This is a genomic window from Arthrobacter sp. YD4 (genome assembly GCF_030410515.1).
GTDB lineage: Bacteria > Actinomycetota > Actinomycetes > Actinomycetales > Micrococcaceae > Arthrobacter.
The window spans coordinates 111,305-122,657 of the sequence record NZ_JAUHHD010000003.1 but is presented as its reverse complement, the minus strand read 5'-3'; the positions used below and the strand labels follow the sequence as shown (position 1 = coordinate 122,657).

The 11,353-nt window shown below is 69.8% G+C and carries 11 protein-coding genes; 6 read left to right on the top strand and 5 right to left on the bottom strand.

From position 1 onward, the window contains the following. Positions 1-40 precede the first annotated feature (40 nt). Entirely contained in the window at positions 41-514 is a 474-nt protein-coding gene (locus QWJ39_RS09000) for an Lrp/AsnC family transcriptional regulator (protein ID WP_290257452.1), read from the bottom strand. A 172-nt stretch (positions 515-686) separates the two neighbouring features. Between QWJ39_RS09000 and QWJ39_RS08995 the strand changes: the two genes are divergently transcribed. The 5 genes from QWJ39_RS08995 to QWJ39_RS08975 all read left to right on the top strand — a co-directional run bounded on the left by QWJ39_RS08995 (position 687) and on the right by QWJ39_RS08975 (position 5,417). Beyond that, positions 687-2,066, top strand: coding sequence for an amino acid permease (locus QWJ39_RS08995; RefSeq protein WP_290257451.1), 1,380 nt, complete (start codon positions 687-689; stop codon positions 2,064-2,066). 126 nt (positions 2,067-2,192) lie between these two features. Continuing rightward, entirely contained in the window at positions 2,193-3,242 is a 1,050-nt protein-coding gene (locus tag QWJ39_RS08990; RefSeq protein ID WP_290257450.1) for a thiamine pyrophosphate-dependent enzyme, read from the top strand. Further along, positions 3,235-4,263, top strand: a complete 1,029-nt coding sequence (locus QWJ39_RS08985; protein WP_290257449.1) for an alpha-ketoacid dehydrogenase subunit beta — start codon at positions 3,235-3,237, stop codon at positions 4,261-4,263. Before QWJ39_RS08990 ends, QWJ39_RS08985 begins: the two co-directional genes overlap by 8 nt. Then, complete coding sequence (locus QWJ39_RS08980) at positions 4,256-4,585, top strand: biotin/lipoyl-containing protein (RefSeq protein WP_290257447.1); 330 nt, start codon at positions 4,256-4,258, stop codon at positions 4,583-4,585. The genes QWJ39_RS08985 and QWJ39_RS08980 overlap by 8 nt, the downstream gene beginning before the upstream one ends. Before the next feature lie 4 nt (positions 4,586-4,589). Further along, a complete protein-coding gene (locus QWJ39_RS08975) occupies positions 4,590-5,417 on the top strand; it encodes an alpha/beta fold hydrolase (protein ID WP_290257445.1) in 828 nt (275 codons plus the stop codon). 13 nt (positions 5,418-5,430) lie between these two features. On the opposite strand, the gene QWJ39_RS08970 is transcribed toward QWJ39_RS08975, so the two are convergent. The 3 genes from QWJ39_RS08970 to QWJ39_RS08960 form a co-directional block, all read right to left on the bottom strand. Further along, a complete protein-coding gene (locus QWJ39_RS08970; protein ID WP_290257444.1) occupies positions 5,431-5,946 on the bottom strand; it encodes a hypothetical protein in 516 nt (171 codons plus the stop codon). After that, the gene (locus QWJ39_RS08965; RefSeq protein ID WP_290257442.1) at positions 5,943-7,286 is read right to left on the bottom strand and encodes a WXG100 family type VII secretion target; all 1,344 of its coding nucleotides are present in this window, start codon (positions 7,284-7,286) and stop codon (positions 5,943-5,945) included. The genes QWJ39_RS08970 and QWJ39_RS08965 overlap by 4 nt, the downstream gene beginning before the upstream one ends. Before the next feature lie 238 nt (positions 7,287-7,524). Beyond that, positions 7,525-8,859: an MFS transporter gene (locus QWJ39_RS08960; RefSeq protein ID WP_290257441.1), complete on the bottom strand. Its 1,335-nt coding sequence runs from the start codon at positions 8,857-8,859 to the stop codon at positions 7,525-7,527. Between the two features lie 337 nt (positions 8,860-9,196). Between QWJ39_RS08960 and QWJ39_RS08955 the strand changes: the two genes are divergently transcribed. After that, entirely contained in the window at positions 9,197-9,910 is a 714-nt protein-coding gene (locus QWJ39_RS08955; RefSeq protein ID WP_290257440.1) for a helix-turn-helix domain-containing protein, read from the top strand. Positions 9,911-9,914: 4 nt separating this feature from the next. On the opposite strand, the gene QWJ39_RS08950 is transcribed toward QWJ39_RS08955, so the two are convergent. After that, the gene (locus QWJ39_RS08950; protein WP_290257439.1) at positions 9,915-11,231 is read right to left on the bottom strand and encodes an MFS transporter; all 1,317 of its coding nucleotides are present in this window, start codon (positions 11,229-11,231) and stop codon (positions 9,915-9,917) included. Positions 11,232-11,353 lie beyond the last annotated feature (122 nt).

Below are 11,353 nucleotides of genomic sequence, written 5' to 3'. Positions count from 1 at the left end.
CTACGCCGACGCCGCCGGAGCACCAAATAGTGACGGGTCGCTACTGCGGGCGGGCCGCAGCCTCCAGCAGCGGCAGCGTCCGCCCTTCGAAGTGGGTGTTGAGCACGATCACCGACGAGGAGCGCAGCACGGTCCGCGTGGCGATCATGGCATCCAGGACCCGCTGCAGGTCCGGGTTGGAGCGGGCGGCGATCCGGGCCATCAGGTCCGAACCGCCGGAGACGGTGTGGATCTCGATCAGTTCCGGGATCTGCGCCAGCGCCTCGACGACGGCGTCGTGGCCCAGGTCCTGATTGATGGTCAGCGAGCAGAACGCCACCACGGGGTAGCCGAACCGGGCGGGGTCCGGCTGTGGCACCCAGGAGCCGATCACCCCGGACTCCTGCATGCGGTCCAGCCGGGACTGCACGGTCGCCCGGGCCACCTTCAGCACGCGGGAGGCCTCCAGCACCGAGGAGCGCGGGGAGTCGGTGAAGAATCGGACAATTTTGGCATCGAGCGCGTCGACGGTCATGGCGGATTCCTCGATTTCGGGCGAATCAGAAGTACAAACAGCAGAATAACGGCCGGTTTGGAAAGCAAACTGCCACAATAATCTCACGCCGGTGGTTCTTCGGCGCCGCGGACGGGCGGTAAATTCAAATGGTCCCAAAAGGACATCCCACCACGCAGAGAAGGTCCGCCAGATGACAACGAAGTCCGCCGCGACGGAACCCGGCCGCGAGCTCGGCCACACCATGCTGCCCCGGCAGCTGACCATGATGGGCCTCGGCAGTGCGATCGGCGCCGGGCTGTTCCTCGGCTCCGGGGCGGGCGTCCAGGCCGCCGGCCCCGCCGTCCTGCTCTCCTACCTGGTGGCCGGGACGCTAATCATCATCGTGATGTGGGCCCTCGGCGAGATGGCCGCGGCGAATCCCGTCAGCGGGGCGTTCTCCGTCTACGCCCAGCGCGCCCTCGGCAACACCGCCGGCGCCACCGTCGGCTGGCTCTGGTGGCTGCAGCTGGTGGTGGTGATCGCCGCCGAGGCCCTCGGCGCGGCGGGTCTGCTCTTCACCGTCTGGCCGGTAGTGCCGGTCTGGGCCCTGTCGCTGATCTTCATGGCGGTGTTCACCGCCATCAACCTCGCCGGCGTGAAGAACTTCGGCGAGTTCGAGTTCTGGTTCGCCATCCTCAAGGTCGCCGCGATCGTCATCTTCCTGATCATCGGTGCCGCCCTGATCCTCGGGCTGCTGCCGGACGTGCCGGGCCCCGGGCTGTCGGTTATCACCGCCGACTTCGCGCCCGCGGGCCTGGGCGGCATCGCCACGGCCCTGTTCGTGGTGATCTTTGCCTTCGGCGGCACCGAGATCGTCAGCGTCGCCGCCGCCGAGACCAGGGATCCGGAGCGCAGCGTGCGCCACGCGATCCGGACCGTGGTCTGGCGCATCCTGGTCTTTTACATCGGCTCGGTCTTCGTGATCGCCGCGGTCCTGCCCTCGACGTCGGAGGCGCTGAAGTCCCCCTTCGCCGGGGTCCTGGACGCCGCCCGGATTCCCGGGGCGGGCGCCGCGATCACCCTGGTGGCCGTCGTCGCCCTCCTGTCGGCGCTGAACGCGAACCTCTACGGCGCGTCCCGGATGGCCTTCTCGCTCTCCCAGCGCGGGGAGGCGCCGCGGGTACTGTCCCGGCTGAACGCAGCCCGCGTCCCGGTGGTGGCGGTGGCGGTCTCGGTGGCCTTCGGCTTCGTGGCCGCCATACTGGAGCTGCTCTTCCCGGACCGGATCCTGCCGGCGCTCTTCCAGCTGGTGGGATCGACCTGCCTGGTGGTCTGGGGCTCGGCCCTGGTCTCGCAGCTGGTGCTGCGCCGCCGGGCCGACCGGGAGGGGACAGCGCTGCCGCTGCGGATGAAGGGGTTCCCGGTGCTGACGATTGTCGGCCTGGTGCTGCTGGCGCTGATCTTCGCCGTCGGGTTCAGCAGCCCGGAGAGCAGCAAGCAGCTGGTCAGCACCCTGATCCTGGTGGCCGCCATCGCCGCGGCCTGTTGGGCCGCGGCCCGGTTCGGCAGGACCCGCCGGACAGACGGCTGACCCGACCGGGGCGCAGCTATACAAGCTGCTACCCATGGATGCGTAGACGCCGGCAGCTTTTGGCAGATTGGCCAGCGTGTTGTGGGCTGATTGCCCAACGCCTAGCCCGTGACTAGGGTCACAGCCATGGATACACTCCCGCTTGCGGTGTCCGGCGACGACGCCGCACCGCTCACCCCCGACCAGCTGCGCGAGCTGTACACGCTGATGGCGTCCGTCCGGCACTTGGACACCTCCGCCATCGCGTGGCAGCGCCAGGGCATCATTCCCGGCTACGCGCCCGAACTCGGCCAGGAAGCGGCCCAGGTGGGCAGCGCCTACGCCGTGGACACCAGCCGCGATTTCGTCTTCCCCACCTACCGGGAGATGGGCGTGGCCCGGACCATGGGCGTGGACATGGTGGGCTACATGTCCACCCATAAGGCCACCTGGCACGGCGGCCTCTACAACCCGCTGGAATCCCGGCTCGCCCCGATCCAGGCCGTCGTGGCCGGCTCTGTCCTGCACGCCGTCGGCTGGGCCCACGGCCAGACCCTGGAGAACACCGGCGGCGGAACCACCGGCGTGGCCATGACCTACTTCGGCGACGGCGCCTCCTCCCAGGGCGACGTGCACGAGGCGCTGAACTTCGCCGCCGTCATGAAGGCTCCCGTGGTCTTCTTCGTGCAGAACAACGGCTGGGCCATCTCCGTGCCCACCGAACGCCAGGTTGCCGGCGGCTCCGTCGCCGCCCGGGCGGCCGGCTACGGTATGCCGGCGCTGCAGGTGGACGGCAACGACGTCGTCGCCGTCGTTGAGGCGACCCGCCGCGCCTTCGCCCACGCCCGCGCCGGGCACGGCCCGGTGCTGATCGAAGCCATGACCTACCGGCGCGGACCGCACTCGACCTCGGACGATCCGGGACGCTACCGCTCGCTCGATGAGGAGCGCGACGGCGCCGGCGCCGACCCGCTGGAGCGGCTGAAGCAGCGGTTGCTGGCCGAGGGGATCGCCGACGAGGCGTTCTTCGCGGAGGCCCTCGCCGCCGCCAAGGCCGAGGAGGAAGCCATCCGCACCGGCATCCAGGCGCTCGGGTCCCGGCCCGGTGCGGAAATGTTTGACCTGGTCTTCCAGGAACCCACCCCGGCCCTGCAGGCGCAGGCGGCCAACTGGCGCGAGGAGTCCGAACATGTCTAGCCCGACCCTGGAAAGCGGCACCGCCACCACCGCGGCCGCCACGGTCACGATGTCCATGCAGCAGGCCCTGAACCGGGCGCTGGACGAGGTGCTGGCCGAGAACCCGAAGGCGGTGATCTTCGGCGAGGACTGCGGCCGGCTGGGCGGGGTCTTCCGGATCACCGACGGGCTGCAGGCCAGGCACGGCGCGCAGCGGGTCTTCGACACCCCGTTGGCCGAGTCGGGCATCCTCGGGATGTCGGTGGGCCTGGCCATGGCCGGCTTCCACCCCATCCCCGAGGTCCAGTTCGACGGCTTCGCCTACCCGGCAATCAACCAGATCGTCTGCCAGATCGCCCGGATGAACTACCGCAGCCGCGGCACGCTGCCGATGCCGATCACCCTCCGCGTGCCCAGCTTCGGCGGCATTCGCGCACCCGAACACCACGGCGAGAGCCTGGAGGCGCTTTTCGCCCACGTGCCCGGGCTCAAGGTGGTCTCGCCGTCGAACCCGCACGAGGCCTACCACCTGCTCAAGCACGCCGCCACCCGGCCGGACCCGGTGATCTTCATGGAACCGAAGTCCCGCTACTGGCAGAAGGGCGAGGTGGATATCGCCAATCCCGGCTCGCCGGAGGGCGCCAAGGTGATGCGCGAGGGCCGGCACCTGACCCTGGTGGCCTGGGGCGCGATGGTGGCCCGCTGCCTGCAGGTGGCCGAGCTCGCCGCCGAGGACGGGATCGAGATCGAGGTCCTGGACCTGCGCTGGCTCAAGCCGATCGACGCCGCCGCGCTGGCCGCCTCGGTTGGCAAGACGCGCCGCGCCGTCGTGGTGCACGAGGCGCCGCTGACCTCCGGCCTGGGCGCCGAGGTGGCCCAGCTGATCACGCAGGCCTGCTTCGACACCCTCAAGGCGCCGGTGGAACGCGTCACCGGCTTCGACGTCCCGTACCCCTCCGGGGACCTGGAGGACGAATACATCCCGAACATTGACCGGATCCTCTTCGGCATCCAGCGAGTATTGGAGTACAAACGTGGCTGAACTTTCCTTCCCCCTGCCGGACCTGGGCGAGGGCCTGATCGAGGCGACCGTGCTGGAATGGCTCGTCGCCCCCGGCGACCAGGTGGAGCGCAACCAGCCCCTGGTGGAGGTTGAAACCACCAAGTCCGCGGTCGAATTGCCCAGCCCCCAGGCGGGTAAGGTAGTGCGTATTCACGGCGGACCGGGTGAGAAGATCAACGTCGGCGAGCCGCTGATCGTGTTCGAGGTGCCGGATGACACCGCCGGCATCGTGGGCACGGTCCCGAAAGAAGAGGCACCGAAGCGCCGGGTCCGCCTGAGCGCCGTACTTGATGAGGACTGAGGCCATGAGCGGAAGGCACACCGGGGAACAGCACCAGCACACGGTCGAGGGCACCGACCCCCAGCTGTACGTCAACGTGGTCGACCCGCAGGACGACGCCGGCCTCCGCCCTGTGCTGCTGCTGCACGGCTTCTCCACCTCCTCCAAGCTGAACTGGGAGGACACGGGCTGGATCACCGCCCTCACGCAGGCCGGCCGCCGCGTGATCGCCGTCGACCTTCCCGGCCACGGCCGCAGCGGCGCACCGGAGGACCGGGATTCCTACTCCCCCAGCCGGATCCGCGCCGACCTGCTCCAGATCGCGTTCGACGCCGGCGCGCGGCCCCTGCGCGACGGCGACCCGGCGTCCGGCCTGGACGTGATCGGCTACTCGCTGGGGTCCCGGCTGGCCTGGGAATTCGGCGCCACCCAGCACGAGCTAGTGCACCGCCTGGTCCTGGGCGGCCCCAACGTGGCGGACCCCCTGGCCGCGTTCGACCTGCCCGCCGCGCAGCGTTACCTGGCGGACGGAACCCCGATCGCCGACGACTCCACCGCGGGGCTGCTGAAGATGGCCCAGCTGCTGCCGAGCAACAACATCTTCGCGCTGCTGTCCCTGATCGAGGCGATCAAGGACGAACCCTTCGATCCGGCCGAGGCGGTCCCGCCGATGCCGATGCTGCTGGTGGCCGGTGAGAAGGACGAGCGGGCGGCATCCATGCCCGAACTGGCCGCGCTGGGCAGCAAGGCCGGGGCCCTGGTGGAGCAACTGGTCCTGCCGGGCCGCAACCACACCAACGCCGTGACCAGCCGGGCCTTCAAGCAGGGGGCCATCGAGTTCCTCGGCGTCTAGGACCTGGCCCCGCTCAGTAGTCGGTCCCGGGGTCGGGCTTGCCCTCCATCTGGAAGCACGCCGACGAGGAGAGTGTGTAGAGCGCGTTCCGCTGCGGGTTGAACTCGATCGAATGCCGGAACCCCTCCCGGCTGACGATCACGAGTTCGGGGATCCCGTTGACGCTGGTCTTTTCCTCCACTGTCCAGCCTTCCTTGCCGGACCACGCGGCCTTGATCTGCTGCAGCAGCCCGGCGCCGTCCGCCTCCGGGGTGAGGACCAGATCCATCGTTCCCGGCCAGTAGTAGCTGTTGGCGTCACATTCGAAAAGGGCGCGGGAGGTCTCCGTCTGGGTCGTCGTCGCGATCTCCGCGGGGGGGACGACCGCCATCAGTTCCTGCTGCTGGCTGCGGGTTGACTGCTTCGCGGTGGTGAGGTCCATGCTGGGGCTCCCTGGATCGGCGGCGGGTGCACAGGCGGCCAGGATGGCAGCCAGGCAGGTAAGGGTCACGGCGGTGGACAGCCGGCGGGCGACCGTGGCGGGGCTCATCGCCGGCCGCCGAAAATGAGTTTGGCGACGTCCTCGCGGGCAGCCCGGTTCCGCGCGTCCTGGGCGTTGGCAATCAGGCTGTGGTTGTCGATCTTGGCCATCGGATCCGTGGTGATCTTCACCGGGCCGAGGACGATGTTCCGCGCCGGGTCATCGTAGATGTGCTTGGTGAAGGCCGGATCGGCCAGCGGGTACTTATCCCCCACAAGGCCGAGGCCCTGGGCGGTGGCCAGCGCGTCGAAATCGTAGGCGAAGTGATCATAGGCGGTGCCGGGATCGGCCTTCCATCCCTCCGGCATCCAGGCTCCGGACAACGAAATCTGCCGGTCGTAGTGGGTACCGTACATTTCGGAGGATGCCACGGCGGCCTCGCCCCAGCTGTGGGACACCGCGACGGTGCGGGCGCCGGAGGGGTTCTGGTCCGCCAGGCCCGACTCAAAGGCGGCCAGTTTCCGTCCGGCCGCCTCGCCGAAGGCCTTGTCCGCCGACTGCCGGAAGGTCCCGTCCTGCGGGAACTCGCTGTTCTTGTAGACGAAGGCCGCCGTCCGGCCGGTGGGATCGGACTGCTGCAGGTACGCGGCCATCTTCTGGGCGCTGCCGGCGTAGAAGTCGCCGGCCGTCGCGAACGTGCCGGGCACATAGGTCAGGACCGTTGTGGTGCTGCCGTCATAGTCGCCGATCATCTGAATGAGGTTACCTTTCGAGGGGTCGTACGCCGCCAGGCGGATGTTCCCCTTGACCGTGTTCCTCAGGTATTGAGCCTCCTCCGTCGAACCCCTTCCCTCCCGCTCCAGCTCCGCCAGGCGCGTGCCGGCGGCGACGCGGTTCGCCTCGATCCTGGTGTCGACCGGCAGGCCGTCCGTGTTGCCGGCCGCGTAGGGGTAGAGCCGGAGGAAGTCGGCCCGTCCGGCCGCGTCCAGGCCGGCCCACCACCTGCCGACCTGGCGCGGCGTGAGTGCCGAGAGCGCAGCGGGCGTGAGCAGCACCGACGGCGGCGCGCCGGCCGGGGCGGTTGGCGGCGCGCCGGCCGAAGGGGCGGCCCCGCCGGAGGGAGCCGGGGCCCCGGCTGCGGCACTGGCGCTCTCCTGCTGGTCGGCGTGGGCGGTGAGTTCGCGCTGCATCTGCTCCAGCTCCGCCACCGCCCGGGCCAGGGACTGCGCGTGGACGCGGTCCCATTCCGACCGGAAGGCCCCGGCGTCGTGCCCCTGCCAGTAGGCGGACGCGGCGATCTCCGCGCCAAGGCGGCGCTGCAGGGCACCCAGGCTGCCCGCCCCGCTCCCCGCGCGCGCGGCCAGGCGGCGCAGCTGCGCCACGTCGGCGCCGTAAAAGGTCCAGGCCACTCAATCCCCCAGTAGTCCACACATTGCATACGCGTCGGGGCGCCTCCGGCAGCCCATCGCGTCAGCCTACCGGGATTTTTCCATTTGATGGATGGATAGGTCTCCCCATCCGTTCTGTGCTGGAACCGCCACCGTCCGGGGCCGCCGACAGCGGCGCGGGGCCACGCGCTACCCCTCCGGTGGTACCGGATGAGGGCACGTGACCCCGCACGGTGTGCTGCCTGCCGGCAGCCGCGGCCTAGTGGTGGCTGCTGACGCCCAGCGGGCGTCCCTTGGTTTCCTTGGCCAGCACGACGCCGACGGCGGAGATGACGCAGAGGATCATGATGTAGATACCGATCGAGCCGGTCCACTTGGTGCCCTGCAGCAGTGCCTCGGCGATGGTGGCCGCAAAGGCGCCGCCCAGGATCGCGCCGAAGGCGTAGCCGATGGAGATGCCCGAGTAGCGGACGTTGGCCGGGAACATTTCGGCGTACATCGCGGACATCGGACCGTAGGACAGGCCCAGGCCCACGGTGAGGACGAACAGGGCGATGCCGTAAAGCATGATGTCCTTGGTGTCGATCAGCGCGAACATCGGGATCATCCAGGCGAACACGATCGCGTAGCCGATCAGGAAGGTCTTGACCCGGCCGATCTTGTCCGAGAGCCAGCCGCCGACCAGGGTGAAGATGAGCCAGCCGAAGGACGCCAGCGTGGTGGCCAGCAGGATCTGCGGGGTGGGCATCTTCAGGGTCTTGGTGGCGTAGGAGATGAAGAAGGCGATCAGCAGGTAGCCGGCGGCGTTGTTGCCGATGAAGATCAGCGTCGAGTAGAGGACGGCCTTCTTGTGCTTGCGGACCAGCTCGCCCAGCGGCGCCTTGCTTTCCTCCTTGCGCTCCTGCATCTCCTTGAAGACCGGGCTTTCGGCCACGGCACGGCGGATCAGGTAGCCGACGACGATCAGCACGATGGAGAGCAGGAACGGCACCCGCCAGCCCCAGCTGGCGAAGTCTTCCTTGGACATGCCGGTGTTGAGGAAGTAGAGCAGGCCGGTGGCGAGGATCATGCCAACCGGGACGCCGATCTGCGGATAGGCGCCGAAGAGTCCGCGGCGGCCGACCGGGGCGTGTTCGACGGCCATCAGGGCTGCGCCGCCCCATTCGCCGCCGGCGGAGAAGCCCTGGATGACGCGCAGCAGGATCAGCAGGACCGGGGCCCAGAAACCGATCTGTGCGTAGGTGGGCAGCACGCCGATCAGGGCGGTGGCTGCGCCCATCATCACCAGGGTGAAGACGAGCATGGCCTTCCGGCCGAGACGGTCGCCGAGGTGGCCGGCGATGATCGCGCCGAGGGGACGGAACAGGAAGCTGATGCCGATCAACGCGAACGAGAGGATCTGGGCCAGGCCCGGGTTGGAGGCGTTGAGCGGGGCGAGGAAGAGCGGGGACAGCAGCGTTGCTGTCAGTTGGGCGAAGATGAAGAAGTCGTACCACTCGATGGTGGTACCGACCAGCGTCCCGGCGAGGACCTTGCGTTCCTCATGTTTAGTGCTGGGGCCCGCCGCTGAATCGACGGTTGAAGTTGCGGTCATTGGAACTCCGTTGCTGGGGCAGAGGTACTGCCAGTGGGTGCTAAGTGTTGCTGTGCCTACCGATTTACTGATCGAACGGTCAGTTAGTATCGTGAGCCTACTACAAAAGTTGTGATAAGGCACACATTTTCGGTTGATGACGAACCGATGTCGGTTCGGTGTGCTGTTCTATATTTGAACTTGCTGTTCATATATGGAACACTGCTGTCACACGCTACTTCACTGTGACCCCGCGCACAAGGGGCGCCCGTCCGGCACGCCGTTACGGTCCCCTGCCGCCGTCGCGGCAGGAGCGGGCCGTGCGAACTTAGGAGCCGTGCAAATTTAGGATGGGCACATGACCCCCAACGCCGGCGTCCAGGCGCCCCCGTCCCAGACCCTCTCCCGCGGCATCCGCGCGCTGGAGATCCTCGCGGACGCCCCGGAACCCATGACCATCGCGGAACTGGCCGTTGCCATGGGAGTCCACCGCTCGGTGGCCTACCGGATCCTGCGGACCCTTGAGGACCACTCCCTGCTGGTCCGCGACGACGCCGGACGGGTCCAGCCCGGGCCGGGGCTGGCCGTCCTGGCGCGCGGGGTGTCCCGCAACCTGCAGACGGCGGCCCTGCCGGAACTGACCCAGCTGGCCAACGCCCTGGCCATGAGTGCCTTCCTGGCGGTCTGGGACCGGGAGGACTGCGTCACGCTGGTCACCGTCGATCCGCGCCACGCCGGCCCCGCCGTCGTCCAGCACCCGGGATCGCGGCACCCGATCAACGCCGGCGCCCCCGGGATCGCCATCCAGTCCGCCTACACGGAGGACGAATGGCGCGCCCTGGCACCGGCAGTCCCGTACCGGGCCGAGGCCGCCACGGCCCGCCGGCTTGGCTACGCCGCCAGCCACGACGAGGTCATCCCGGGTGTTTCGTCCTTGGCCGTCCCGGTGCGCGTGCCCGGCGGCCGGCCCGCTGCGCTGGCCGTGGTGTACCTCAGGGCCGCGCAGGATCCCGCCGAGGTGGCCGCGGCCCTCACCGCCGGTGCCGCCCGGATCGAGGCCCAGCTCGGCTGAGCCCCTAGGGCCGCCGACGAAGGACGACGGCGGCAGCGGCTCCCAGCAGGAACAGGGCACCGGCCGCGCAGACCGGCACGATGAACGCCGTGGAGTAGCCGGCGGTCTGCGCCAGCTGGCCGGCCACGGAGGAGCCGATGGCCGTGCCGGCGACAATTCCGCTGGCCAGCGCGGTCATCACGGTCCCAAGCCGTCCCGCCGGCGCCACCAGGCCGCCGATGCCGAAGACTGTGACCATCAGCGGCCCCACCGGCAGGCCGAGTACCAGCAGCACCACAATCATCGGCGGCAGGGAATCGGGCAGCAACAGCAGCGGCGCGAGGGCCGTCATCAGGCCCGCGCAGGCAAGCCACCGGGCGCGGAGCCCGATCCGCCGCGGCCAGTACGCCACGGACAGGGCGGCCGCGGCGGAGCTCAGGCCCATCACCGCGTAGAGCAGGCCGGCCAGCTCGGAGCCGTCGAACCCGGCGGAGAAGGAACTCAGCGAGGTCTGGGTGGCGCCGAAGAAGGTCCCCATGCAGACCATGGCCAGAACCGGTACGGCAATCGCGACGGCGGCCCGGAGCCGGGCGGCGGTGGAGGCCGGTGCCGCGGCGGCGGGGATCCCGGCCTCCTGCGTTCTGCGGGTGCGGGGCACGGCGAGGTGCGTGGGGTGGACGGCGAAGGCCGGGACCAGCGCCAGGGTCAGGACCGCGGCTATGGCCAAGGGCAGCCACGGGCTAAGCAGGCTGGCGATGATGCCCACGAGCGCGGGGCCGAGCACAAAGGTGATCTCGTCGGCGGTGCTCTCGTAGGACAGTGCCGTGTCGAGGTCCCCGGGCCGGCCGGACCGGCCGGAGGTCAGGGCCATCCAGCGGACGCGGGCCAGCGGTCCCACCTGCGGGCAACTGGCGCCGGCGCTCAGGGCGGCGGCCAGGACCGGCACGGCGGCGGCGAGGTCACGGGCGTCGGGCACCAGGTAGGCGGCGAGGATCAGGGCGGTCACGGCGGCGGCGTTCAGCAGGGCGGCGACGATCAGGACGCGCCGCTGGCCGAGCCGGTCCGCGAGCGCGCCGAAGACGGGGGCGCCGGCCGCGGACCCGATTCCGACGGCGCCTGCCGCGGCACCGCCGACGGCGTAGGAGCCGGTGACCGCGGTGACGAGGGTGAGCGCCCCGACGGTGAGCATCGCCAGGGGCAGGCGGGCGGCAAGGCCCAGGGGGATGAATCCGCGCCCGGCGAGGACGGGGAGCCGGGCGAACCGGCCGCCGCGCTCCTGGTCCTGGGCCGGGGCGGAGACATCCGGGGACGCGTGAGGCGTCGATGAGGCTGAGGGGTTCATGGTTTCCGGGTTCGCTAAGAGGTGCGCATCGTCCCCCCTCCCGATGCGCGCGACCCGGTGACCGTCCCAGTATATCGGGCGGCACGTGCCGTGGCCTCCCCCGGGACGGCGTTCGGGGGCAG